Source organism: Ditibartonella apihabitans, from assembly GCF_002007485.1.
GTDB lineage: Bacteria > Pseudomonadota > Alphaproteobacteria > Rhizobiales > Rhizobiaceae > Bartonella > Bartonella apihabitans.
In genome coordinates this window covers 212,798-236,880 of sequence record NZ_CP015820.1, presented here as the reverse complement: position 1 = coordinate 236,880, position 24,083 = coordinate 212,798, and the positions used below count along the sequence as shown (strand labels likewise).

The window sequence follows — 24,083 nt, the reverse complement described above, 5'->3', positions numbered from 1 at the left end:
GAAAAGTCTGTGTTTTCAAATGGTTATCTTTAACGAAAGGGAACGATGCCCCAGAAACAACCGCGAAACGTCTTCAAAGCCCAAGGAACGAGATAGCGTTTTTTAAACCGTTTTAATTCGCGCCTTATTTTTTCCGGTATTGTTCTTCGCGAATGTTTGGGACCTTTTATTGTCTTTCTTTCAGACAAAATCGTACTGGAAAGGCCGATTTGAATAACAACAGCCGGAAACATTTGTTCAATGTTAAGGGTACTGAATATACCGCATTCCGGATTATACATGATTTCATCGACGGGTGCTTTGATCTGTTTATTCACGTCATAAAGTCGTTTGGCGCAACTTTTGGAAATGATATACCCGCCAGAACAATAATGTTTGGTGAGTAACGGCGCCAACTTATATCCATCAAGCAATTCTTTATTGAATTTTCCCAATACGCATGTGATTTCAGCTGTATCGAGTTTAACGATATCGCACCCTTCCGGTATCCAATCGAATTTTGTCAAAAACAGATATGCATGAGGAGACAGTTTCACATCATCCTCGAACACTGCTCCATAAGGGTCATCACCTTCGGCAATTAAACGCCAGCATTCACGATGACTGAGAAAGCAGGCCACCTCTGCTTTGGTCAATGGTTTGGGCCAGATAGACGTTTGTGTTAACCGTTCATAGTCTTCTTGCGACAAATTGCGCCCATCAACAGCCTTAACGCGTGTAAAATCAAGACCTTCTTTGGTAAAGACGCTTTTTATATGTGTTAAGCGCTCCTCTGAACGGTCAAGATTAATCACATATCGTTTCATAGAGTTTAGAGCTCCGGTGACAAGATTCACCTTTGCTTCTATCATCAAATGTCGGCGATACTCAAGCAGTAGGTGCCTTTTTACGTATGGTAAATGATATTACAGAGAATACAACCATGAATAGTATTGTCATGATCAATACAATCGTTGATGCTGCATCCGAACCAATAAAAGCACTTGAATAAACGCCCAGAAAACTGCTTGTCACGGCAATCAGTATCGCAATCAACAACATATATGAAAACCGTTTGGTTAAAAGATAGGCAATTGCACCCGGAGCAATCAACAGCGAGATTGCCAGAATAATTCCGACAGCTTTGAGCGCGGCAACGATCGTAAGGGAAATCATCGTGAGTAAAGCATAATGAAGAAAGCCGACATTAAGGCCAACCGCTTTTGACTGAACCGGATCGAAGCAAAATAGCAAAAAATCGCGCCATTTGGCTCCAAGCACTGCTGTGACCAAAAAGGAGATTATCAATGTTTGCAAAATGTCCAGCCAATTGACACCCAACAAATGGCCGAACAGGATATGATTCAAATGAAGTTCGCTTTCTATACTGGTTGCCAAGACGAGCCCCAAACCGAACATTGAGGAAAACACCACCCCCATCACTGTGTCTTGCTTGATACGGCTGTTTGCTCCCAAAAAACCGGTGAGAACAGCACAAACCATGCCTGCAAGAAAGGCACCGAAGGCCATCATTGCCATAGTAACATCGGACCGGTCGACAGCCTCGATTGCGACAAAGGGCAAAAGTCCCAGAACAAACATTGCGGCAGGTGTCATCATGTAACCGACAACAACGCCGGGGAAAACGGCATGTGAAATGGCGTCGCCCAATAGCGACCAGCCTTTCAGAATCAAAAAACTTGAGAGCATCGCCATGGGGATGGCAACAATCATCGTGATCAGCATTCCCCTGATCATAAAAGGAAATTGGAAGGGAAATAAAAGTGCGTCAATCATTGTTGAACTTTCCTTGCGCGCAAGCGTGCAGCGATAAAACCGTGTTTGGGTGCGAAAATGAAAGCGAGCGCGAAGAGCGTCGCCTGCAACAATACAATGACGCCACCGGTCTGCGCATGGATAAGATAACTTGCATATACGCCGATGATACTTGTGAGAATTCCGATGATAACCGAAAGAACAATCAAGCGCTCGAAACGGTCGGTTATCAGATAAGCAGTTGCCCCGGGGGTGACCACAAGACTAATGACCAGAAAAGCTCCAACCGTTTGCATGGCGGCAACTGTTGAAGCTGCAAGCAATGCAAAAAACAAAATTTTCAACCCCTTGGTATTTATACCGATTGAACGGGCATGATTTTCGTCAAAGAAAGTCACCATCATATCTTTCCATTTGATGGAGAGAATAATGAGTGAAATTACGCCGATCATTGCAAGCTGAAAAATATCTGTCGGGCTCACTGCCAAAATATTTCCGAGTACGATTGTATCAATGCTCACCGCCATCGGCTTTAACGATTTCATAAACAGCCCGAGCGCGAAAAAGGATGAAAAAATAAGACCTATAATCGTGTCTTCTTTCAATTTCGTTCGCTCGTTGAAGAACAGCATGGCAGCGGCAGCAAGCCCGCCTGAAAAAAAAGCACCAAGAGAAAATGGCAAGCCCAACATATAGGCTCCGGCAACACCGGGAACGATCGAATGGGAAAGTGCATCACCGATCAGCGACCAGCCTTTGAGCATCAAAAAAGCGGAAAGAAAAGCACAAACGCAGCCCACCAATGCGGAAACCCACATGGCGTTTATCATAAAATCATATGAAAAAGGTTCCAAAAACTGGTCTATCATTGTGGTTACATTTTTTGCTGGTAGGGAGAAAGCACAAGCGGATCTTCGTCATCGCTGACAATATCCACTCCGGCGGATGTTTGCTGAGGGGTAACCACCTGATGTCGTAATGCGCCACCAAAGGTTTTTGTGAGATTTTCTTCAGTAAAAATTTCCGAAGTCGGGCCATACCCCAAAACCGTGCCCTTTATCAAAACCGTGCGGTCACAAAATTCGGGCACCGAACCAAGATTATGCGTGGAAACCAGCATAACAGCACCGCTTTTGCGCATTTCTTTCAGCAATGTGATGATTTGATCTTCGGTTTTGACATCAACGCCGGTAAAAGGTTCGTCAAGTAAAATGACCTTTGCTTCCTGCGCTATAGCGCGGGCAAGAAAAACGCGTTTCTTTTGCCCGCCGGACAATTCCCCGATCTGGCGTTTGCGGAAGGCCAGCATATTTACCCGCTGCAAAGCGTCTGTCACAGCGGCATAATCGACATCTTTGGGCTGGCGCAAAAAATTCATGTGACCGTAACGGCCCATCATAACGACATCTTCAACCAGCACCGGAAAATTCCAATCGACATCTTCCGCTTGAGGGACATAAGCAACAAGATTTTTCTTCAGTGCATTACGCACCGGCATATCGAAAATAGTGATGTTGCCGCGCGATAAACGGACAAACCCCATGATGGCTTTGAAAAGCGTCGACTTGCCGGAACCGTTGATACCAACCAATGCCGTAATAGAACCGGTCGGCGTTTCAAAACTTGAATCGCGAAGCGCCGTATGACCATTACGGTAGGTTACCGTAATATGTGATGCCGAAATTCCCACTATGTTCATTTGGCTAGTCCTTTGGAAATGGTGGAACTCGTGACTTTCAGAAGATCAATGTAAGTGGGGACAATGCCGTCAGCTTCGGACAGCGAGTCGACATAGAGCACACCACCATATTTGGCACCGGTTTCACGGGCTACCTGTTTTGCCGGTGCATCCGAAATTGTGCTTTCCGAGAAAACGACCGGAATATTGTGTTTCTTCACAGCGTCAATGACATGTTTGACTTGCTGAGGTGTGCCCTGCTGATCGGCATTGATCGGCCATAGATAAAGTTCTTTCAAATTGAAATCGCGGGCGAGATAGCTGAAAGCACCTTCACTTGTAACCAACCAGCGCCGCTCTTCCGGCAAACTTGACAGTTCTTGCTTGATCGGATCAATCGTTGCCCTGATCTTGGCTTTGTAAATTTCTGCATTTTGCTTGTAGGTTTCGGCATTTTCCGGATCATATTTGACAAATGCATCACGGATATTATCAACATAGATCAAAGCGGACGTAGGCGACATCCATGCATGAGGATTGGGTTTGCCATTATATGGCCCCTCATTGATGCTCATAGGTTCAACACCGGTTGAAACGACAACACCCGGCACATCGTGAATATTGTCAAAAAATTTCTCGAACCATAATTCCAGATTCAATCCGTTCCACAAAATAAGATTGGCACCTTGTGCCCGCATCAAGTCTTGCGGTGTCGGCTGATATTCGTGAATTTCCGCACCGGGTTTGGTTATGGATTGAACCTCGGCTGCATCTCCTGCAACATTTTTTGCCATATCGGCGATAACGGTAAATGTTGTCACAGCTTTGAATTTCTGGGCTGCATAACTACTCGCTGTCGAAAAAGCGCTGATAGATATCGCTATGAGCGCAAATATGATTGTTTTGAGACCAACCTGTTGCAAAAAAGCAGGTTTCATTTTCAAAATTCCTCTCGCTGATTTTTCTTATTGCAAATCATTTGCAATTACTTTACTGCGTATCAGACCATTGTTATAATTGCAACTGCAAATCATTAGCAGTTAAACAAAATGATTTGGCGGGCATTTTGGCCAATCATTGCACTTTCAGGGGAGAATTTATGACGGGTGAGGTACAGCACATTCAATCCGACGCCGGACAAATGAAAAATGAAAAACAATTGTCGGCTTTACTGGGAAAATATGGGCTTCGTGTAACGCATCAAAGATTAATTGTGGCAACACATATCTTCGGGAGAAATAACCGGTTGATTGATGCAAGCAAACTTTATGAAGACATTGCTTTCTCGGGTGAAGATATTTCTCTTGCAACAATATATAATACCCTGCACCACTTCACAAAAGCAGGGCTGGTTCGACCCGTTGCATCTTCGGGACAAAAATCGTTCTTTATCGTCAATTGTCGTAACAGCAGTTTTTTCTACTATCAGAACGGAGAGGTGATTGCGCTTTACGGACATGAGCCGGTCGTCCAGAAACTTCCGCTTCCACCTGAAGGCTTTGAAATAAGCCATATTGACGTTGCTATTCATCTTGTCAAAAAAACCGGCTTCCCGAATGTTTCAGGAAAACCGGTTACTAACTTAGACGCCGTTTACGCCCGATAATCAATCATCGACTTTTTGGCGGGTTATATTCCCCTGACGATCAATATAAAGCTTGAGACGTTGGTTGTTTTTGTCGGTAACTTCGGCTTTCCAGCCTTCGTGCTTTTCATCTAGCTCGTGAATTTTAAAACCGCTTTGCTCCAGTTTTGTGGTTAAAGCCGACCAGCTGATACGCCCGTTTTCTGCTGCAAAAGACGAGCTTGAAAAACCGGCAAGACCAATAGTCGCAGTGGCAGCAGCAAGTGCAATCATGCGAATTTTGTTCATTGTCATATTTTAATCCTCCATTCGTATTGTTCACCCGTTGTACCACCAGAAATTGCATAAAACTTTTGGTACCCGCTTATTGCATATGGTTTTTATTCCACGCGATGCAAGGGTAGTGCCTCACCACAACCCCACTACCAATAGTCCCGCTCACTGATTAAAAATCGCAAAAAGAATTGTTAACCGATCAAAACTTTTGCATCCGAGCCATGTTGCCTGGAACAATTTTCGCGTGGCTATAAAAAACCTTGAATAATCTTATCCGCGTTTTAAAAAAGAAAACTCTTGGTCCCGTCTGGCATATCACCGCCCGAATTCTGACAGCCGGACCGAACAATCAAGGCTTTTATTAATGATATGTATGAAAAAGCATTTTCATAGATGCAACAGCTTTTTACCTGATAATGCTTGGCGGGAATGCAAACAAAATTTGTGTTTCAATTCGGGCTATTACTTTAAAAAGCGGGTTTCATTGTTTTTGCAAAAGATTGAAGCCTTGTCTCAGAGATTATAAGACAAAACCCGAAAGAACCGAAATTAGCATATTAAAAGACGCGATGGCAGAACATGAAACAAGCATTTGTTGTGCTTTTTTATATTCTGCAGACAAAGTTTGTTACACTCTCTATTGCCTTAAATAGTGCTATTTTGTCCCGAACATACGGTCACCCGCATCGCCCAAACCGGGAAGAATATAAGAAGCGGGATTAAGTGCCCGATCAACCGATGCGGTAAAAATATCGACATCGGGATGAGCCTTTTGCAACTGTTTGATTCCCTGTTCAACACTTAATATGCACACAAACCTTATTTCTTTAGCACCATGTTTTTTCAGTTGTTCAATGGCTTTTACAGCAGAATTTCCCGTTGCAAGCATAGGGTCGACCACAATAACCAGACGCTCGGAAATATCTTCGGGGGCTTTGAAATAATATTCGACTGCTTCAAGTGTATTATGATCACGGTAAAGGCCGATATGACAAACACGTGCAGACGGTAAAAGATCGAGCATACCGAAAAGCAGCCCCTCACCCGCTCTCAAAATCGAGGCAAGAACGAGTTTCTTACCCTTGAGCATCGGCGCTTCCATTTCTTCCATCGGTGTTTCGATGTGAACAGTTTCAAGCTCCAGATCACGCGTGACTTCATAGCCGAGCAAGAATGCTGTTTCCCGCACAAGCTGGCGAAATTCGGCAGTTGATGTTTCTTTGCGACGCATCATCGTCAATTTGTGTTGGACAAGAGGGTGGGAAACAATTGTTAAACCCATGGGCTTTTCTCCTCATTACAGCATTCTATATGTCGTATAAAACCATTAAAGTGGAATGAAAAGGGCGAAGCGTCTGCAGCGCTACTTTTTCATCAGAGCCCATTCCCTAAACGGGCAAGTTAGGCTAGAAAAAAGATGGTATAAATTTGAAAGGTCACAAATATGACTGCTGAAACAGAGCGCGTCGGCGCAAAAGGCGGGATGGAAGAAACATTCGGTTTCAAGAAGGTCGACGAATCGGAAAAACAGTCGATGGTTAACGGGGTTTTCCATTCTGTGGCCAAAAAATACGACATCATGAATGATGTCATGTCGGTTGGCATGCACCGCTTGTGGAAAGATGCATTTGTTGCATGGCTTCACCCCTCGCATCTTAACGGGTATAAAGTTCTCGATGTGGCTGGTGGTACGGGTGACATTGCTTTCCGTATCGTTGAAGCGTCCGGTCGCCACGCCCATGCAACGGTTCTTGACATTAACAGTTCCATGCTGGAAGTGGGGCGCGAAAGAGCAAAGAAAAACGGCCTCCTGCCCTATCTTGATTTTGTCGAGGCGAATGCAGAAAAACTGCCCTTTGAAGACAATACATTCGATGCTTATACGATTGCATTCGGCATCCGTAACGTTCCCCACATTGCCAAAGCCTTGTCGGAAGCCTATCGCGTTTTGAAGCCGGGTGGCCGATTTATGTGTCTGGAATTTTCGGAAGTTCAAATGCCGATTCTCGATAAACTCTATGACATCTGGTCGTTTCAGGGCATACCGCGCGTTGGCCAAATGATTGCCGGTGACAAAGAATCTTACCGCTACCTTATTGAATCAATCCGCAAATTTCCCAAGCAGGAAGATTTTGCCGTAATGATACGGGAAGCCGGTTTTTCCCATGTAAGCTACCGTAACCTTACCGGTGGCATTGCTGCCATGCACTCTGGCTGGAAGGTTTGAATGTCGAAACTTGCCGCATCCTTACGTCTTTTACGTGTCGGTTTTATTCTGGCACGAGAGGGTGTGCTGAGCGCACTTCCAAGCGATGGCTTACCTGCTTCAATGGCGTTTTTCCATCGTATCGCTGGCTGGTTTGCCAGAAAAAGAAGTAAAAATACCAATCGCTCCGAAAATATGTCACGGGCAATAAACAAACTCGGGCCTTCCTATATCAAGCTCGGCCAGTTTCTTGCAACACGTCCTGATATTGTCGGCTCGGAAGTTGCAAAAGATCTGTCGCGACTACAAGATCATGTCGATACCTTTCCTCATGAACAGGCTGTTGCCCAAATCGAAGGGTCGCTCGGCCGCAAAATAGATGATCTTTTTGTCGAGTTCGGTCCGGCAATTGCAGCCGCCTCGATGGCGCAAGTTCACCCCGCAACGGTGAGGAACCCCGACGGGAGTCTGCGTAAAGTGGCCGTCAAGGTTATCCGCCCCGGTGTAAGACGGCGGTTTGCCAAAGATCTTGAGGGGTTTTATCTTGCAGCCGAAATGCAGGAACGCTATGTGCCGGCTTCCCGACGGCTAAAGCCGGTAAGCGTTGTTGACACATTGGCACAAACCACAAAAATCGAGATGGATTTGCGCCTTGAAGCGGCGGCACTTTCCGAAATTGCCGAGAACACACAAAATGACAAAGGTTTTCGTGTTCCCGCAGTCGATTGGGAGCGGACAGGGCGTGATGTTCTGACCATGGAATGGATTGACGGCATCAAAATGTCGGATATCGAGGGGCTTAAAGCTGCCGGTTTCGACCTTGATGCTCTTGCCGTTACGCTCATGCAATCCTTCCTGAAACACACATTGCGCGACGGCTTTTTCCACGCGGATATGCATCCGGGAAATCTCTTTGTAGATAAAGACGGTTGTATTGTCGCTGTCGATTTGGGCATTACCGGAAGGCTCGGCAAACAGGAAAAACGCTTTCTTGCCGAAATTTTATATGGCTTTATTACCCGTGATTATCGGCGTGTTGCCAATGTGCACTTTGAAGCCGGCTATGTGCCGCCCCACCAAAATATGGAAAGCTTTGCCCAGGCCAACCGTGCCATAGGCGAACCGATCCACGGTCAATCGGCCGAAACAATTTCGATGGCCAAGTTGCTGACTCTGCTTTTTGAAGTAACCGAACTTTTCGATATGCAGACACGGCCGGAACTATTGTTGTTACAAAAAACCATGGTGGTTGTAGAAGGTGTTTCCCGTTCGCTTAATCCGCATTTCAATATGTGGAAAGCGGCCGAACCTGTTGTAAAAGAGTGGATTACAAAAAATTTGGGGCCCATCGGCATGGCGAAAGATTTGACCGAGGGTGCGCAATCTCTCCTTACTTTCGCCCGCAGAACGCCGGAACTTGTCCGAAGCGTCGAACGCATCCAGAAAGGTGCTGATAAAATGGCGCAGAATGGCCTTCATCTTGATGATGATACATTAAAGAGATTTGCCCTGATGCAGGGAAAACAAAACCGTTTTGGCCGATATGCTGTCATTCTAATCGCTGTTTGCATGGTGATCATCACTTACAAGCTTGTCATATAACCTGCAGACCTAATCCGATAGATTCCAAAATCGTCATTTGACGGGAGAAGTTTTTCTCGCCTCCGGAATGTGTCAACGCTTATGTCAGCGCCATTAAAATGGCGCATATATTTGGCACATATTCAGAGCTTCTATTCGGCTCGATTATTTCTGTGTCACGCTGCCGCGAACGCTATTCTAATATCGGGTCATATGCCTTTGACTTGTTTTACCGGCCTTAACAGACAATGTGCGAGGTAAAAAAGCGCAGTTGACAATAATATTTTCGGATTGCGGAAAAGGATAATATTTTCACCGTCATTTCGTGTTCAAGAGGAAAAGACCAAAAAACAAAGTTCGGAGCGGCCAACCGGAAGCTCGTTATTTCTGTTCTTTTCCATCACTGCGAACGGCGTCATCCGTCCCGCTATTTTTTTCGCCATAACACAAAATTTTATAAACCGAAGGAGATGTTGATTCAGCAATGTCGGCTGTTGAACGAAATGATCCGCCCTTATCTTCGTCGGCATAGGAAACAGCAATGCCTTCGGTTTCCAAAAATAGCTCGGCTACTCTGGCTCTGATTGCAAAATTGACATTCTGTGCGATAAAACCCGACTCGTCGGCAAAAGTTTTCGACAAACCGGATGTGGTGATGCCTATGACATGACCTTGCCGGTCGATAACAGGACCACCGGAGCTTCCGGGCTGTATCGGGGTTGAAATCTGGAGATAGCGGATGTCATTTTCAACGCCTGAAAGCGAATTGACATTACCGGTCGTCATTTTTATCGAGTCCGACAATAGACCATCAAGAGGAAATCCGAGTGCGATGATATCTTCGCCAAGCCTGATAACATTCCGCCTGAGATAGAGGGGCTTTGTTTTCACTCCGTCAGGTAACTTTATGAGAGCAAGATCATCATGAGAATCGATGCGGATGTCCTTTCCGGTTCCGAAATCACCGATTTTCACATATTGGCAATTTTTTACCACATGGGCATTTGTTAAAACCCATCCGTTATTCGTCACAGCAAAACCGCTCCCTGTAGAAGCTGGCGGTTGCGCGTAAGCAGGATTGAACACTATGAACGAAAAAACTGTAAGGCATGAAAAAAAGGAAAATGAATAACGCATAAATTTTTCCTCAATATATAAATTTATTCTTTATAAATATGACACATGTCCAGATTTATCGCGGAAAAACTATTTTTCCAGAAAACTATTGATAAAAAACCGGTTCCACAAATAATATCTATTAAAAGCCCGGCGGACTCTTCATTCGAAAATGAACCGAAAAAACGCCTCCCGCTTGCCGACAGTTCAAAAACGCATTAAAAGACTGATTAAATTTTGATTGCATTGATTGCATAAGAGGTTTTTATGGCGAGCATCACAATTCGCAATTTACCGGATGAAGCAAAGGAAAAACTTCGTCTCAACGCTGCAAAAAACAAACGTTCTATGGAAGAAGAAGCGCGGCTTTTGTTGATGTCCGGCAATAATTCAGAAATATTTCCGGAAAAACCCAGCGCCAAAGAAGTGCAATCACTGCAATCAAAAACAATAGTCCTCATTATAACGGGAGGCATTGCGGCTTATAAAGCGCTTGATCTCATTCGCCGATTACAAGAGCGGGGAGCAAATGTTACTGTTGTGATGACAAAAGCGGCAACAGAATTTGTGACGCCTCTTGCTGCGGGCAGCCTTTCAGGGGGGCATGTTTTTACCGATCTTTTTCACCGCCAGGATGAACATGATATTGGCCATATCAGGCTCGCCCGTTCTGCCGACCTGATTGTTGTTGCCCCTGCGACAGCAGACCGGATTGCAAAAATGGCAAATGGCATTGCCGATGATCTTGCGGGAGCTATTCTTCTTGCCGCCAATTCCTCGATTCTTATTGCGCCAGCGATGAATCCGGCAATGTGGAACCATCCGGCAACACAACGCAATGTTGACCGGTTGCTTGCAGACGGAATCAAAATGATCGGGCCAGAGAGCGGCGAAATGGCCGAACGGGGTGAAGCCGGACGGGGGCGTATGAGCGAACCGCTCGAAATTGTTGCTGCGGTCGAATCCATGCTTGATTGTGGAGAAAAACCGCTCTCCGGCAAACATATCATTGTTACGTCTGGCCCTACCCACGAGCCGATAGATCCGGTGCGCTATCTTGCAAACCGCTCTTCCGGTAAACAGGGGCACGCAATTGCCACAGCTCTCCAACATCTTGGAGCCCGTGTCACACTCGTTTCCGGCCCCGTCAGCATTCCCGACCCCTATGGCGTTGAAACAATTCATGTTGAAACGGCAATGGAGATGCTTGATGCAGTCAAACGCGCTTTGCCTGCCGATGGTGCCATATTTGTTGCTGCCGTTGCCGATTGGCGCAGTGCCGAAAGTGCTACGCAAAAAATCAAAAAACAATCAGGCCAATCTGCTCCCACATTAACAATGGTCGAAAATCCGGATATTCTTGCCACAATCGGCCATGCTGCAAACCGGCCGAAACTCGTTATCGGTTTTGCCGCAGAAACCAATAATCTTATCGAAAATGCGAAAAAGAAGCTCGATAAAAAAGGTGCCGATTTCATTCTGGCCAACGATGTTTCTGTCGATAAAGATGGAAACAGCATTATGGGAGGAGATTATAACAGAATTTCATGTGTGAGCCGTAACGCTGTCGAAGCGTGGCCGAAAATGAACAAAGAAGAAGTTGCTAAAAAACTTGGCGAAAAATTAGCAACATTTTTTCGTGAATGAAGAATTTTTGCGGTAACAATTCTATTCTGATAAATTTACATTTCGCAATTTTTATCAAAATTGTCTTTTACAATGTGTTGATAATTGGAAGCGTACTACCAAAACACAATTGAAAACTTACATAATTTAAAAGTTGTTAAAAAGGATATTGGAAAGAATGAAAACGAAATTATTTGGATTAAGCGTCATATTGGCGGGGCTTAGCTTATTTCCGAATGCTTATGCGAGCTCCCCTTGCGGAGTTCCGGAACTTACAGAATGCCCCACACCGGTGGATGAAAAATTGCCAGATGTCAAAAACATGTTGAAATGGAACATGGAAGACCGGATGATCGGCTTTCGCAATGATTATCGCGCTTATCCCGGTGATGTCTTCAAACACGCAACCCCTCGTCCATTGATGCGACAAATTCGTGATATGTCGAGTGTTTCCTACACTGTTGACGGCCATTCCTATAATCTTCAGGAATATGTAGCGCGCAACAAGATTGCCGGATTAATGGTGATAAAAAACGGCGTTGTAGTGTTGGAATTTTATGGCCGCGGCAATACACCCCAAACTTTGTGGACATCCCGATCTGTTGGTAAATCCGTCGTTTCAACCCTTGTCGGCGTGGCTCTTAAAGAAGGGAAGATCAAATCCCTCGACGATAAGGTCGTTCGCTATAATCCCGACGTAAAAGGCACTGTGTGGGCAAATGTCACCATAAGAGAATTGTTGCAACATACATCCGGTGTCAAATGGGATGAAAATTATGAAGATGACAATTCCGATTTTGCCAAACTTACTCAATGTGAAGCTTTGGACAATGCCTATTCTTGCGTCCATGACCTTGTGATCAACAAAAAACGCGTGAAATACGCTGCTCCGGGGAAAGTGTGGTCATATTCATCAGGTGGTGCTTGGCTTTTAGGCGACACTTTGGAAAAAGCTGTAAAGATGCCCCTTGCCCAATATTTACAGGAAAAAATCTGGAAACCTTACGGTATGGTCAGTGACGGTGTATGGCACAGCTATCAAAAAGGAAAGCATGATACCGGCGCTCACGGTTTCAATGCGACGCTGGAAGATTGGGGAAAATTCGGACAATTTGTACTTTATAACGGGTTCCTTCCTGAAGGCAAAACGATACTGCCTGATCATTGGGTTGTTGACTCACGCACATGGAACAAAGCAACAAATTCCGTTACTGAAAATCATCCGGAAGGAAGTTACGGATTTGAATGGTGGAACAATGCCGTGCCTCAAGCAGCAGAAAATGTTTCGCCGAAACTTGGTCTAAGCAGTTCGGAAACAATGTGGGGCTTGGGAATTTACGGGCAGATGCTGGTCGTCAACCAGCAGGAGAATATGGTGTTTGTCCAGTGGTCAACATGGGAAAAAGCCGAACCATCTTTTTCTGCCGAGCCACTTGAAGCTTCATTGATGTTTAATGCAATTTCGAACAGTCTCAACCAATAAGTGTTCATAGAAAACCCAAGCTTTCATAGAAAACTAAGTGTTCATGGAAAACCAAGTGTTTATAGAAAACGGCAAAAGCGGGCAAAGCTGATTTATTCCCGCACTTGTTTTATCCCCCCAACACTTGTTTTATTCTTTGCCAGAATCGCTATTTTGCATTGGTGAACAAAAATTCAAAGGGGGGCCTTCCTGTCGACAAGAAGGACCCCCTTGTTTTGAGAGTGTTCTTTCACTCACCCAATTATTGTCGGGTATATTACGCGCGTAAAAAGCTTAAGCTCCAACGCTATTGCTACGCACGGAAGACAAGGTAAAAACCCACCGTCCGAATAAGTGTCACCCAACTTATCCGGCCTGGATAAGCCCCGCTTGCGTTGCAACATCTCTTAATGAAAACTGTGCACGTGGTCCGGTTTGCTGAATAATGGTACTGGCACACAGAGCGCCAAGCCGTGCGCTATCTATAAACGACATATCATTGGTATAGCCGTAGAGAAAACCGGCCGCATAAACATCACCGGCACCGGTCTGGTCAACAACCCGTTCAACCGGATAGATACCGGCCGTGAATGTTTCTTGCCGCGATGTAATAATGGAGCCTTTGGCATTGCGCGTGACGCAAGCAAAGCCGCGAACGTCGTTACGAATAGCGGTAATTGCCATATCGAATGATGAAGTTTCATAAAGCGAAAGCAGTTCTGATTCGTTTGAAAACACAATATCGACCGTGCCTGTGCGGATGAGTTCAAGAAATTCGCCACGATAACGATCTACACAGAAGGAATCAGAAAGGGTAATTGCCATCTGGTTTCCATTTTCATGGGCTATTTTTGCAGCCAATCGCATAGCCTGTTTTGCGCGTGGCGGGTCCCACAGATAACCTTCAAAATAAACAACTTTGGAATTGGCAACTTTCGTTGCTTCGACATCTTCCGGCCCGAATTCGACACAAGCACCAAGATAGGTATTCATGGAACGTTCACCGTCGGGTGTATTGAAAATCATGCAACGAGCAGTCGGTGCACGACCTTCCAGAGGCCGCGTATCATAAACAACGCCTTGACCACGAAGATCATGGGCAAAAACCTGCCCCAAATGATCGGCTGCCACTTTGCCCATAAAAGCAGCTTTGCCACCAAGATTGGCAAGTGCTGCAGCAGTGTTGCTTGCACTGCCGCCCGATGTCTCGACTGCCTGCCCCATACGCGAATAGAGAAGTTCGGCACGTTTCGCATCAATCAAATTCATTGCCCCTTTAATGATACCGTTATTGACCAGAAAATCTTCGTCCGTACGGGCAATCACGTCGACAATTGCATTGCCGATTGCCAAAACATCATAATGTGCCATCTCGCTCTCTCCGTATTTTATTCTCCCTCGCTCATTACTCGTTCAGAACACAAAAGACCAGAGAGCTAAAGCCCCTCTTGTTTCTTTTTGTCTGCTTTCTATCTATATCCCCATGATTTTTGACGCAGCCTATCGCGCTTTCTCGCGCCTTTTTACCCCGCCCTTCCGTTCCATGCTATGGAAAGCATTGAGCGCAACATTGCTGTTATTGGCAATTTTATGGTTCAGCTTGCGCGAATTATTCCTTTATTATGTTTGGCCGTTCCTACAACAATATATGCCTGATTTTCCCGATTGGGCGGGCTGGCTCGGATTTGTTGCCGTGATCGTCTTTTCGGTGGGGTTGGCTCTGCTTATGGCACTCTTAATTGCGCCAATTACATCACTGATCGGCGGTTATTTTATGGATGATGCAGCCGAAATCATCGAGAAAACAGATTATCCCGACGATCCGGTCGGCGTTGCAATGCCGCTTGGCCGTTCGCTTGTCATCTCGCTGAAATTTCTAGCTTTGAGCATTGTCGGTAATATCATTGCGCTGATTCTCTATTTCTTCCCTGGCGTCAATCTCTTCGCTTTCTATGTGATCAATGGCTATCTTCTCGGCCGCGAATATTTCGAATTTGCCGCCTGCCGACACCGTACAGAGGCTGACACCCGCCAATTCTATAAACAGAATGCAATTTATGTATTTTGTGGCGGTGTTATCATTGCACTTTTTGTTTCTGTGCCGGTTCTGAACTTGCTGACACCGCTTTTTGCTGCGGCAATGATGACCTATCTCCACAAAAGTCTGTCTAAAAAAATCAGTCAATAACGAGATAGATTACCGACAATTTCAACATCTTCTCGACTTTATCCGACTTTTGTGACAACAAGAGATCATGAAGCCACTTATAAAAATATGCGGATTGAAAACACCTGAAGCAATTAAAGCTGCCATCGACAACGGTGCGCAATATATCGGCTTTATCTTTTTTGCCAAAAGCCCGCGTCATCTTTCAATTGAAAAGGCTGAGCAATTGCGCCGGTACATCAAAAAGCCGGTTAAGCTTGTTGCTGTTACTGTCGATGCTGATGATGAATTGATTTCAAACATTGTTGCTCATGTCAAACCTGATATTCTCCAGCTTCATGGCCATGAATCACCCGAACGTGTGAAAGAGCTTGCAACCACTTATGGTTTGCCGGTTATCAAAGCTTTTTCTATTCGCGAGCAATCGGATTTTGATCAGGTTTCTGCCTATCGCGGCATAGCCGATATGTTTTTATTTGACGCCAAAGCTCCAAAAGGCTCACAATTGCCGGGAGGGAATGGCGTGTCTTTTGACTGGTCGCTGTTAAAGTCGCTTGACGAAGATAGTCAAACCGTGCTTTCCGGTGGATTGAATGCGCAAAATGTGGAAGAAGCGATAAGGATTGCCGCTCCCGACATTCTTGATGTTTCAAGTGGCGTTGAAAGTGCCCCCGGTGTTAAGGACACAAAATTGATTGAAGGTTTTTTTGATTCTGTCAAAAAAGCCGTTGAAAATTAAGGAGACTGACGTGGAAAAGTCGGCTGAAATCAATTCCTTTAAAACAGGCCCCGATGAAGCGGGGATGTTCGGTATATATGGCGGGCGTTTTGTTGCCGAAACATTGATGCCGCTTATTCTGGAATTGGAGAAAGCATATAACGAGGCCAAGGATGACCCGGCTTTCAATATCGAACTGAAAAATCTTTCCACCAATTATGCAGGCCGTCCATCGAAACTTTATTATGCCGAGCGTTTGAGCAAGCATCTTGGCGGTGCGAAAATCTATTTGAAACGGGAAGATCTGAACCACACCGGCAGCCACAAAATCAACAATTGTCTGGGGCAAATTCTGCTTGCGCGCCGCATGGGCAAAACCCGTATCATTGCCGAAACCGGCGCCGGACAACACGGTGTCGCAGCAGCCACCGTATGCGCGCGCTTTGGCCTGCCTTGCGTTGTCTATATGGGCTCGACCGATGTCGAACGGCAAAAACCAAATGTGTTCCGCATGGAACTTCTCGGCGCCAAGGTCAATGCGGTCAAAGCCGGTAACGGCACATTGAAAGACGCAATGAATGAAGCTTTGCGCGATTGGGTAAGCAATGTACGCGATACCTATTATCTTATCGGCACTGCTGCAGGCCCGCATCCCTATCCGGAAATGGTTCGGGATTTCCAATCCGTCATCGGCAAAGAAGCAAGAGAGCAAATCCTCGAGCGCGAAGGTCGCCTTCCCGATCTGTTGATTGCTGCCGTTGGCGGCGGTTCGAATTCGATTGGGCTGTTCTACCCCTTCCTTGACGATAAAACTGTCAGAATTATCGGCGTTGAAGCAGGTGGCCGTGGCCTTAAAGGGAACGAGCATTGCGCGTCCATGACGGCCGGAAGTCCGGGGGTTTTACATGGCAATCGCACTTATCTTATCCAGAATGACGATGGCCAGATTCTGGAAGGCCATTCGATTTCTGCAGGTCTTGATTATCCCGGTGTCGGGCCGGAACATTCGTGGCTAAAAGACAAAGGGCGCGTTGAATATGTGCCAATTCTTGACACAGAAGCATTGGAAGCCTTCCAGCTTTTGACACGCCTTGAAGGCATCATACCGGCACTCGAATCCTCGCATGCGGTTGCGCAAGCCATCAAGGAAGCACCTAAGATGGATAAAGAACAGATTATTATTGTCAATCTTTCCGGTCGTGGCGACAAGGATGTCCACACGGTTGGAACACTTCTTGGCATGAATATGTGAGTTTGAGAGAGCGGCTATGACAACACGTATCAAAGAAACATTTGAAAAAGCCAAGAATAACAATCGTCCGGCTCTTGTAACCTATATAATGGCAGGGGACCCGGATTTTGACACCGCGCTGGAAATTATGAAAGCACTCCCGAAAGCCGGTAGCGATTTAATCGAACTCGGAATGCCATTTTCCGACCCGATGGCGGACGGCCCGACCATTCAGGCTGCAGGTCTGCGCGCGCTAAAAGCCGGACAGACGCTCAACAAGACGCTGAAACTCGTTAGTGAATTCCGCAAAACCGACCAGACCACGCCAATCGTTCTGATGGGATATTATAATCCGATCTATGTCCATGGCGTCGACCAATTTTTGATCGATGCCAAAAAGGCTGATATCGACGGTCTAATTGTCGTTGATTTGCCGCCGGAAATGGATAACGAACTTTGCTTGCCCGCAGTCAAAGCGGATATCAATTTCATTCGTCTGGCGACACCGACAACCGACGACCAACGCTTGCCGAAAGTACTGGAAAACACCTCCGGCTTTGTTTATTATGTTTCGATGACGGGCATCACCGGTCAAGCCTTGCCTGAGACCGATATTGTTGCCAAAGCCGTGAAAAATATTAAAAAACACACGTCTTTACCGATTGCTGTTGGTTTTGGCATCAAGACAAGAGAACAAGCTGCAAAAATCGGTCGTGCTGCCGATGGTGTTGTGGTCGGAAGTGCAATTGTCAACGCCATTGCTTCTACTCTTGATGAAAATGGCCACCCGAAAGGTGATGCGGCAAAAGCGGCAAGTGACCTTGTAAAGCAATTGAGTGCAGGTGTATTGGAAGCCAGAAAAGGCTGAATTGAAGCTTTGCCAACAAACAGGATAAGGTGACATAGATGAACTGGATTACCAATTATGTTCGTCCGAAGATCAACTCGATGTTTGGTCGTCGTGAGATGCCAGAAAATTTATGGGTCAAAGACCCTGCCAGTGGTGAAATGGTCTTTCACAAAGATCTGGAAAAAAACCAATATGTCGTTCCAAACTCGGGCTATCATATGCGCATACCGGCAAAAGCCCGTCTGGCAAGCTTTTTCGACGATGGCGCCTATGAACTTTTAGAAAATCCGAAAGTTGTCATTGACCCGCTGAAATTCCGCGATGAAAAGCGCTATATCGACCGTTTGAAAGATTATCGTTCAAAACTCGGTGTTGACGACGATATTATGAATGCACGCGGCACCATTGAAGGCCTCCCTATTATAGCCACTGTGCAGGATTTTGCCTTTATGGGTGGCTCGCTTGGTATGGCGGCAGGTGAAGCCATTATCAAGGCTTTCGAAACAGCCATTCAGGAAAAACGGCCTTTGGTGCTGTTTGTAGCCTCTGGCGGTGCCCGTATGCAGGAAGGCACACTTTCTCTCATGCAAATGCCGCGCACGACTGTAGCGGTCGAGATGATGAAAGATGCAAAGCTTCCTTATATTGTTGTTTTGACCAATCCGACGACTGGTGGTGTTACCGCTTCTTATGCCATGCTGGGTGATGTTCATATAGCAGAACCCGGTGCGATGATCGGTTTTGCCGGTCCCCGCGTGATCGAGCAAACCATTCGCGAAAAGCTGCCGGAAGGTTTCCAGAGCGCCGAATATCTCCTCAAACATGGTATGGTTGATATGGTGGTCTCACGGCTTGAGTTGAAATCGACCATTGCCAAGCTTTTGCGGCTGATGATGAAATTGCCTGCACCTGAACATCATTCGGGCAAACATCACGGTAATAAAGCTGCTTGAAATGAAATGACCGAAAATCGGGTAGATACGCTTATCAATAGCCTTCTCAAGCGCTATCCGAAAGGGTTTGACCTTTCGCTCGACCGTATCTCGCGGCTTTTGGAAAATCTCGGCAATCCGCATTTGAAATTGCCGCCGATTATCCATATTGCGGGAACCAATGGAAAAGGGTCAGCGGCGGCGGTTTGCCGTGCGCTTCTTGAAAGTGCCGGATATAGCGTTCATGTCCATACCTCTCCCCATCTTGTTCATTGGAACGAGCGCTACCGGTTGGGTGAACAAGGTGGTGGCAAATTTGTTGATGACGACACTCTCGCCGATGCAATAGAGCGGGTAACAAAAGCCAATCATGATGAACCGATTACGGTCTTCGAATTGTTGACGGCCGTTGCCTTTCTGCTTTTTTCCGAACATCCGGCCGATGCTGTCATTCTTGAAGTGGGGCTGGGCGGGCGTTTCGACGCAACCAACGTCATTCAAAAGCCGGCCGTTTCTCTTATTATGCCCATATCGCTCGATCACGTTGCTTTGCTCGGCAATACAGTTGAAAAGATCGCTTTCGAAAAGGGCGGCATTATCAAAGAAGGTGTCCCGCTTGTTATCGGCAAGCAGGAAAGCGATGGTGCTGTCGACGTTTTGACAAACATTGCGCAAAAACGCCATGCTCCTTTCGTCATTTATGGTCAGGATTTTCAGGCCTATAATGACCATGGGCATATGGTTTTCCAAAACGAAGAGGGCCTTAAAGAACTTCCGCTTCCCTCGCTTCGCGGGGACCATCAAATCAGCAATGCAGCAAGCGCCATTGAAGCTCTAATCCATGCCGGTTTCAAATTGACCGATCAGGATATTGCCAAAGCCATGCAAAATATTGTCTGGCCAGCGCGAATGCAGCGCATCAAAGCCGGCAAGCTCATTGATTTTCTGCCAAAAACGATGACAGTTTTTCTCGATGGCGGGCATAATCCGGCAGGTGCGAAAGTCATTGCACAAGAAATCAGGCATTGGAAAGAAAAAAGAATGGGACCGGTAACCATGGTTGCCGGTATGATCAACACAAAGGATTCCTTCCACTATTTCAAAGAGCTCGAAGGTCTTGTCGATAAGGTCTACACTGTACCGGTCTTATCAAGCGATAGTGGTGTAGCGCCTCAAGAATTGGCTAAAGTTGTCCGTTCAGCCGGATTAGAGACGCAAACCACCACATCTATTGAAGACGCTTTCCAAAAAATTTCCGGTCTAACACCTCAAAGGACCATTCTTGTTGCGGGTTCACTTTATATGGCCGGCGACTTTTTGAAGAAAAATGGGACACCACCGGAATAAAACGATTGTTAATCTCTTCAACATTTAATGAGAATAGTTCAAAAGACTTGCGTTCGGGCCAAAACAAGCTAAACCATATAAAGGCAAAGATTGAAGATTTTTGAGGAGTGCACCCTATGACGCTCAGTACCGAACTTTATCAATACCCGAAACTCATTACCGTTTTCGGTGGTTCAGGTTTTGTCGGTCGCCATGTGGTCGAAACATTGACAAAACGTGGCTATCGGGTTCGCATTGCTGTGCGTCGGCCTGAAGTTGCCTATTATATGTTGCAAATTGGTGAAGTCGGTCAAACGCAAATGATGAAGACCAATGTGCGTAACCGTGAATCTGTCGGACGTGCACTGATTGATGCCGATGCAGCCGTTTTTCTACCCGGCCTTCTTTATTCGCAAGGCAAAAACAATTACAAAAATGTGCAGGTTGAAGGTGCAAAAAATGTTGCCGAACTTGCAGCAAGTGCCGGTATTCCTCTCATTCATATGTCGGCCTTGAATGCCGATATCAATTCCAACCTTTCCTATCCGAAAACCAAAGCACTTGGCGAACAGGCTGTTCAAAAAGCCCATAAAGGTGCCATTATCATGCGGCCATCGGTGATTTTCGGTCAGGAAGATTCTTTCTTCAACAAACTTGCCGATATGTCGCGCTTCACATGGATGTTGCCAATGTTTGGCGGTGGCGAGACAAAACTGCAACCGGTTTATGTGGGCGATATTGCCAATTTCGTTGTTGCGGCAATTGAAGGAAATATTCCGGCAGGCAAGATTTATGAACTGGGTGGCAAAGAAGTCATAACCTATCGGCATGCTATTGAAGAAATGCTCAAAGTTATCATGCGGAAAAAAGCTCTGGTTTCCGTGCCCTTCGGAATTGGAAGCCTTATCGGCGGAATTTTTGGGCTCCTTGGAAAAATTCCGATGATCCCGACAGTGACAACCTCCGAACAGATCAAAATGCTCAAAAAAGATTGCATTGTTTCGGAAGAAGCAAAGCTTGAAGGACGCACATTGGAAGGTGTCGGCATTACACCAAGAGCAATGGAAGCTGTTTTGCCTTCCTATTTGTGGCGCTTCCGTCCTCATGGTCAATTTGCCAAGAATACGAAGAATTACAAAAAAGATATAAAATCTGAACACAGAATTTTTCTGTTTGAAATTCGCAAATAAAACGGGCGCCGGTCAAAACAGCGCCCTTTATTTTGGATTATCTTATTCGCATAAGCTCTGAAGATTGCTTGCAACGATCATCCTCATTAATTTGGTTTTTATAATACACTTTCTGTTATTTTAATAAGCCGCTTTTCTTAACGGATATTTTAACGCTGTTCATTGAACCGTTAAGCTATAAAGCATGACATTATTCTTAAAACTTCCGCACAAATGAAATGTCTTTTTCTAAACGTAAGGTTATTTTATTGTCATATTTGAAAAATTTCTTTGCTAATTTTTTGTATTTCTCTCCTCGTTACTCTCCTAATGTCGCATCTGTTGCATATCTGCAATTTCAATAATGATTTTTAATAGAACATTAACTATTTTTAGAGCCGCGCGATTTGGACTGTGCTATATAGGAACACATTGAGGGTTCTGGAGTTAAACCATGAAAAAATTGTGTTCTTTATTTATCGTTTTGATGTTTGCCTTTTCAACTGTTGCTTGTACACAAAACGAGAAAACAGTTGCCAAGTGGGGTGCCGGTGGTGCTGCTCTTGGTGCTTTGGGTGGTGCTGCATTCGGTCACGGTGGCAAAGCTGTTGCCGCTGGTGCTGCTATTGGTGCTGTTGCCGGTGGCCTTATCGGATATTCACGCACCAAGAATCACGTTCGTTACTGCCATTATCGCGATCGTAACGGCAAAGTATTCGAAGCACGTTGCAGATAATTTAAACTTTGTTTAAATTTGAAAGGCACGTAAAGATTTTACGTGCCTTTCTTTTTTATGTTTTCAGGTTCTTTAAACAGCTTCCTAAACTAGCCGTTTTTGTTGCCTCTGCGGCTTTCATTCAACAACCGAATCCCATGAACATGCCCGCTCGACAGCCTTTCGCCAGCCGGCATAACGTTTTTCCTGTTTTGCCACATCTTTGGAAGGCTTGAAGACACGTTCTATTGTTGCAACCTTCCGCAACTCATCCAAACTCGACCAATAGCCGACTGCAAGACCGGCAAGATAAGCCGAGCCGAATGCTGTCACTTCCAATATTTGCGGGCGTTCAACCGGTTTTTGCAAAATATCGGACTGGAACTGCATAAGGAAGTTGTTGGCAACAGCGCCGCCATCAACACGCAATGTCTTCAGATCTGTCTGTGCATCTGCCAACATGGCGGTGAGAACATCTTTTGTCTGATAGGCAATCGATTCGAGCGTTGCACGGGTGATATGGTTGCGGTTGACGCCCCTTGTCAGCCCCAAAATGGCCCCCGCGGGCAAAGGGGTCCCAATAAGGCGCGCCAAGGCCGGTAAATGCCGGCACCACATAAACGCCATTCGAAGTTCCCACTTTTTCGGCAAAATATTCCGAATCTTCAGAATCAGTGAAAAACTTCAATTCGTCGCGAAGCCACTGGATGGCAGCTCCAGCCACAAAGATCGAGCCTTCCAGAGCATAAGCAGGTTTTCCTTGTGCATCACAGCAAAGCGTTGTCACCAGACCATGGGTTGATTTGACCGCCTTTTTGCCGGTGTTCATCAACATGAAACAACCGGTACCGTATGTGTTTTTGGCCTGCCCCTCTTCAACACAGATATGACCGAACAAGGCTGCCTGCTGGTCACCGGCGGCTCCGGCAATGGGAATACGTGTACCACCGCGTCCGCCAATATTGGTTTGACCGTAGATTTCGGATGATGCTTTGACTTCCGGCAGCATAGAACGGGGAATGTTCAATGCTTTGAGCATTGTTTCGTCCCAATCCAGTTTATGAATATTGAAGAGCATAGTGCGCGAAGCATTGGTATATTCGGTAACATGAACGCGCCCTTGCGTCATATTCCAGATGAGCCAGGTATCAATCGTGCCAAAGAGCAGTTCGCCATTATCGGCTTTCTGCCTTGCACCTTCTACATTTTCCAATATCCAGGCGATTTTGGTACCTGAAAAATAAGGATCAATGACAAGACCGGTATTTTCCCTGATATAATCCTCAAGCCCTTCTTTTTTCAGTCGTGCACAGATATCTGTGGTACGCCGACACTGCCAGACAATGGCATTATAAACCGGTTTGCCTGTTGCTTTTTCCCAAACAACAGTCGTTTCCCGCTGATTGGTAATTCCGATTGCCGCAATTTCATCTGAACTAATGCCCGCTTTTGCCAGAGCTTCTGTCAAAGTTGAACTTTGTGTTGCCCATATTTCGCGTGCGTCATGTTCGACCCAGCCGGGATGGGGATATATCTGGGTAAATTCACGTTGAGCGACACTGACGATGTTGGCATCATGATCAAGCACCAAAGTGCGCGAACTGGTCGTACCTTGATCGAATGCGACTATATATTTCTTTTCGGCCATGAAAGCCTCCCTGTCCTATAGAAAAATGATCAATTGTCTTGC

Annotated in this window: 22 protein-coding genes and 1 pseudogene; 13 read left to right on the top strand and 10 right to left on the bottom strand. The window is 45.8% G+C overall.

Annotation, left to right across the window (positions count from 1 at the left end; all coding sequences use genetic code 11):
• Positions 1–29: 29 nt before the first annotated feature.
• The 5 genes from BBC0178_RS01070 to BBC0178_RS01050 form a co-directional block, all read right to left on the bottom strand.
• A complete protein-coding gene (locus BBC0178_RS01070; protein WP_078040290.1) occupies positions 30–806 on the bottom strand; it encodes a glycosyltransferase family 25 protein in 777 nt (258 codons plus the stop codon).
• A 61-nt stretch (positions 807–867) separates the two neighbouring features.
• Positions 868–1,776: a metal ABC transporter permease gene (locus tag BBC0178_RS01065; protein WP_078038898.1), complete on the bottom strand. Its 909-nt coding sequence runs from the start codon at positions 1,774–1,776 to the stop codon at positions 868–870.
• The gene (locus tag BBC0178_RS01060) at positions 1,773–2,624 is read right to left on the bottom strand and encodes a metal ABC transporter permease (RefSeq protein WP_077969995.1); all 852 of its coding nucleotides are present in this window, start codon (positions 2,622–2,624) and stop codon (positions 1,773–1,775) included. Before BBC0178_RS01060 ends, BBC0178_RS01065 begins: the two co-directional genes overlap by 4 nt.
• 5 nt (positions 2,625–2,629) lie before the next feature.
• Complete coding sequence (locus BBC0178_RS01055) at positions 2,630–3,454, bottom strand: manganese/iron ABC transporter ATP-binding protein (RefSeq protein ID WP_078038897.1); 825 nt, start codon at positions 3,452–3,454, stop codon at positions 2,630–2,632.
• Positions 3,451–4,371 (bottom strand): metal ABC transporter substrate-binding protein, encoded by a 921-nt coding sequence (locus tag BBC0178_RS01050; RefSeq protein WP_078038896.1) that lies wholly within the window; start codon positions 4,369–4,371, stop codon positions 3,451–3,453. The genes BBC0178_RS01055 and BBC0178_RS01050 overlap by 4 nt, the downstream gene beginning before the upstream one ends.
• Positions 4,372–4,532: 161 nt before the next feature.
• Here BBC0178_RS01050 and BBC0178_RS01045 point away from each other — a divergent pair, with 161 nt between their 5' ends.
• Positions 4,533–5,039, top strand: coding sequence for a Fur family transcriptional regulator (locus BBC0178_RS01045; RefSeq protein WP_078038895.1), 507 nt, complete (start codon positions 4,533–4,535; stop codon positions 5,037–5,039).
• Here BBC0178_RS01045 and BBC0178_RS01040 read toward each other — a convergent pair whose 3' ends face one another.
• Together BBC0178_RS01040 and upp are read right to left on the bottom strand one after the other, a co-directional pair.
• Entirely contained in the window at positions 5,040–5,312 is a 273-nt protein-coding gene (locus tag BBC0178_RS01040; RefSeq protein WP_078038894.1) for a PepSY domain-containing protein, read from the bottom strand. It lies immediately after the preceding gene.
• A gap of 637 nt (positions 5,313–5,949) precedes the next feature.
• Positions 5,950–6,576, bottom strand: a complete 627-nt coding sequence (upp, locus tag BBC0178_RS01030; RefSeq protein ID WP_075869670.1) for a uracil phosphoribosyltransferase — start codon at positions 6,574–6,576, stop codon at positions 5,950–5,952.
• Positions 6,577–6,738: 162 nt separating this feature from the next.
• On the opposite strand from upp, the gene ubiE reads away from it, so the two are divergent.
• Positions 6,739–7,521 carry a bifunctional demethylmenaquinone methyltransferase/2-methoxy-6-polyprenyl-1,4-benzoquinol methylase UbiE gene (gene ubiE, locus BBC0178_RS01025; RefSeq protein ID WP_078038892.1) on the top strand — a complete coding sequence of 261 codons (783 nt, stop codon included), beginning with the start codon at positions 6,739–6,741 and terminating at the stop codon, positions 7,519–7,521.
• A complete protein-coding gene (gene ubiB, locus BBC0178_RS01020) occupies positions 7,522–9,102 on the top strand; it encodes a 2-polyprenylphenol 6-hydroxylase (RefSeq protein WP_078038891.1) in 1,581 nt (526 codons plus the stop codon).
• Positions 9,103–9,462: 360 nt separating this feature from the next.
• On the opposite strand, the gene BBC0178_RS01015 is transcribed toward ubiB, so the two are convergent.
• Positions 9,463–10,218, bottom strand: a complete 756-nt coding sequence (locus BBC0178_RS01015; protein ID WP_078038890.1) for a S1C family serine protease — start codon at positions 10,216–10,218, stop codon at positions 9,463–9,465.
• A gap of 246 nt (positions 10,219–10,464) precedes the next feature.
• Here BBC0178_RS01015 and coaBC point away from each other — a divergent pair, with 246 nt between their 5' ends.
• Both coaBC and BBC0178_RS01005 read left to right on the top strand, forming a co-directional pair.
• A complete protein-coding gene (gene coaBC, locus BBC0178_RS01010; RefSeq protein ID WP_078038889.1) occupies positions 10,465–11,844 on the top strand; it encodes a bifunctional phosphopantothenoylcysteine decarboxylase/phosphopantothenate--cysteine ligase CoaBC in 1,380 nt (459 codons plus the stop codon).
• A 157-nt stretch (positions 11,845–12,001) separates the two neighbouring features.
• Complete coding sequence (locus BBC0178_RS01005; protein ID WP_078038888.1) at positions 12,002–13,306, top strand: serine hydrolase domain-containing protein; 1,305 nt, start codon at positions 12,002–12,004, stop codon at positions 13,304–13,306.
• A 345-nt stretch (positions 13,307–13,651) separates the two neighbouring features.
• On the opposite strand, the gene BBC0178_RS01000 is transcribed toward BBC0178_RS01005, so the two are convergent.
• On the bottom strand, positions 13,652–14,656 hold the full coding sequence (locus tag BBC0178_RS01000; protein ID WP_078038887.1) for an adenosine kinase: 1,005 nt from the start codon (positions 14,654–14,656) through the stop codon (positions 13,652–13,654).
• Positions 14,657–14,768: 112 nt separating this feature from the next.
• On the opposite strand from BBC0178_RS01000, the gene BBC0178_RS00995 reads away from it, so the two are divergent.
• From BBC0178_RS00995 to BBC0178_RS00960, 8 genes are all read left to right on the top strand, one after another.
• A complete protein-coding gene (locus BBC0178_RS00995) occupies positions 14,769–15,473 on the top strand; it encodes a sulfate transporter family protein (protein ID WP_078038886.1) in 705 nt (234 codons plus the stop codon).
• Between the two features lie 67 nt (positions 15,474–15,540).
• Complete coding sequence (locus BBC0178_RS00990; RefSeq protein ID WP_078038885.1) at positions 15,541–16,191, top strand: phosphoribosylanthranilate isomerase; 651 nt, start codon at positions 15,541–15,543, stop codon at positions 16,189–16,191.
• Positions 16,192–16,255: 64 nt separating this feature from the next.
• Positions 16,256–17,422, top strand: a complete 1,167-nt coding sequence (gene trpB, locus BBC0178_RS00985; protein ID WP_077973392.1) for a tryptophan synthase subunit beta — start codon at positions 16,256–16,258, stop codon at positions 17,420–17,422.
• 16 nt (positions 17,423–17,438) lie between these two features.
• The gene (gene trpA / locus BBC0178_RS00980; protein ID WP_078038884.1) at positions 17,439–18,269 is read left to right on the top strand and encodes a tryptophan synthase subunit alpha; all 831 of its coding nucleotides are present in this window, start codon (positions 17,439–17,441) and stop codon (positions 18,267–18,269) included.
• 38 nt (positions 18,270–18,307) lie between these two features.
• A complete protein-coding gene (gene accD / locus BBC0178_RS00975; protein ID WP_078038883.1) occupies positions 18,308–19,204 on the top strand; it encodes an acetyl-CoA carboxylase, carboxyltransferase subunit beta in 897 nt (298 codons plus the stop codon).
• A 6-nt stretch (positions 19,205–19,210) separates the two neighbouring features.
• Positions 19,211–20,530 carry a bifunctional folylpolyglutamate synthase/dihydrofolate synthase gene (locus BBC0178_RS00970; RefSeq protein ID WP_078038882.1) on the top strand — a complete coding sequence of 440 codons (1,320 nt, stop codon included), beginning with the start codon at positions 19,211–19,213 and terminating at the stop codon, positions 20,528–20,530.
• 116 nt (positions 20,531–20,646) lie between these two features.
• Positions 20,647–21,699 (top strand): complex I NDUFA9 subunit family protein, encoded by a 1,053-nt coding sequence (locus BBC0178_RS00965; protein ID WP_078038881.1) that lies wholly within the window; start codon positions 20,647–20,649, stop codon positions 21,697–21,699.
• 433 nt (positions 21,700–22,132) lie between these two features.
• Positions 22,133–22,414: a hypothetical protein gene (locus BBC0178_RS00960; protein ID WP_077969966.1), complete on the top strand. Its 282-nt coding sequence runs from the start codon at positions 22,133–22,135 to the stop codon at positions 22,412–22,414.
• A gap of 117 nt (positions 22,415–22,531) precedes the next feature.
• Here BBC0178_RS00960 and glpK read toward each other — a convergent pair.
• Positions 22,532–24,041, bottom strand: a pseudogene (gene glpK / locus BBC0178_RS00955) (glycerol kinase GlpK).
• Positions 24,042–24,083: the final 42 nt, after the last annotated feature.

What these genes read in the sequence shown, in the direction of transcription:
- accD (WP_078038883.1), top strand. Translation starts at nt 18,308, where the DNA reads ATGAACTGGATTACCAATTATGTTCGTCCGAAGATCAACTCGATGTTT.
- BBC0178_RS01015 (WP_078038890.1), bottom strand. Translation starts at nt 10,218, where the DNA reads ATGCGTTATTCATTTTCCTTTTTTTCATGCCTTACAGTTTTTTCGTTC.
- BBC0178_RS01050 (WP_078038896.1), bottom strand. Translation starts at nt 4,371, where the DNA reads ATGAAACCTGCTTTTTTGCAACAGGTTGGTCTCAAAACAATCATATTT.
- BBC0178_RS00970 (WP_078038882.1), top strand. Translation starts at nt 19,211, where the DNA reads ATGACCGAAAATCGGGTAGATACGCTTATCAATAGCCTTCTCAAGCGC.
- trpB (WP_077973392.1), top strand. Translation starts at nt 16,256, where the DNA reads ATGTTCGGTATATATGGCGGGCGTTTTGTTGCCGAAACATTGATGCCG.
- ubiE (WP_078038892.1), top strand. Translation starts at nt 6,739, where the DNA reads ATGACTGCTGAAACAGAGCGCGTCGGCGCAAAAGGCGGGATGGAAGAA.
- BBC0178_RS00995 (WP_078038886.1), top strand. Translation starts at nt 14,769, where the DNA reads ATGATTTTTGACGCAGCCTATCGCGCTTTCTCGCGCCTTTTTACCCCG.
- BBC0178_RS01065 (WP_078038898.1), bottom strand. Translation starts at nt 1,776, where the DNA reads ATGATTGACGCACTTTTATTTCCCTTCCAATTTCCTTTTATGATCAGG.
- BBC0178_RS01000 (WP_078038887.1), bottom strand. Translation starts at nt 14,656, where the DNA reads ATGGCACATTATGATGTTTTGGCAATCGGCAATGCAATTGTCGACGTG.
- BBC0178_RS01005 (WP_078038888.1), top strand. Translation starts at nt 12,002, where the DNA reads ATGAAAACGAAATTATTTGGATTAAGCGTCATATTGGCGGGGCTTAGC.
- BBC0178_RS01055 (WP_078038897.1), bottom strand. Translation starts at nt 3,454, where the DNA reads ATGAACATAGTGGGAATTTCGGCATCACATATTACGGTAACCTACCGT.
- trpA (WP_078038884.1), top strand. Translation starts at nt 17,439, where the DNA reads ATGACAACACGTATCAAAGAAACATTTGAAAAAGCCAAGAATAACAAT.
- BBC0178_RS01070 (WP_078040290.1), bottom strand. Translation starts at nt 806, where the DNA reads ATGAAACGATATGTGATTAATCTTGACCGTTCAGAGGAGCGCTTAACA.
- BBC0178_RS00960 (WP_077969966.1), top strand. Translation starts at nt 22,133, where the DNA reads ATGAAAAAATTGTGTTCTTTATTTATCGTTTTGATGTTTGCCTTTTCA.
- BBC0178_RS00990 (WP_078038885.1), top strand. Translation starts at nt 15,541, where the DNA reads ATGAAGCCACTTATAAAAATATGCGGATTGAAAACACCTGAAGCAATT.
- ubiB (WP_078038891.1), top strand. Translation starts at nt 7,522, where the DNA reads ATGTCGAAACTTGCCGCATCCTTACGTCTTTTACGTGTCGGTTTTATT.
- upp (WP_075869670.1), bottom strand. Translation starts at nt 6,576, where the DNA reads ATGGGTTTAACAATTGTTTCCCACCCTCTTGTCCAACACAAATTGACG.
- BBC0178_RS01040 (WP_078038894.1), bottom strand. Translation starts at nt 5,312, where the DNA reads ATGACAATGAACAAAATTCGCATGATTGCACTTGCTGCTGCCACTGCG.
- BBC0178_RS01060 (WP_077969995.1), bottom strand. Translation starts at nt 2,624, where the DNA reads ATGATAGACCAGTTTTTGGAACCTTTTTCATATGATTTTATGATAAAC.
- BBC0178_RS01045 (WP_078038895.1), top strand. Translation starts at nt 4,533, where the DNA reads ATGACGGGTGAGGTACAGCACATTCAATCCGACGCCGGACAAATGAAA.
- BBC0178_RS00965 (WP_078038881.1), top strand. Translation starts at nt 20,647, where the DNA reads ATGACGCTCAGTACCGAACTTTATCAATACCCGAAACTCATTACCGTT.
- coaBC (WP_078038889.1), top strand. Translation starts at nt 10,465, where the DNA reads ATGGCGAGCATCACAATTCGCAATTTACCGGATGAAGCAAAGGAAAAA.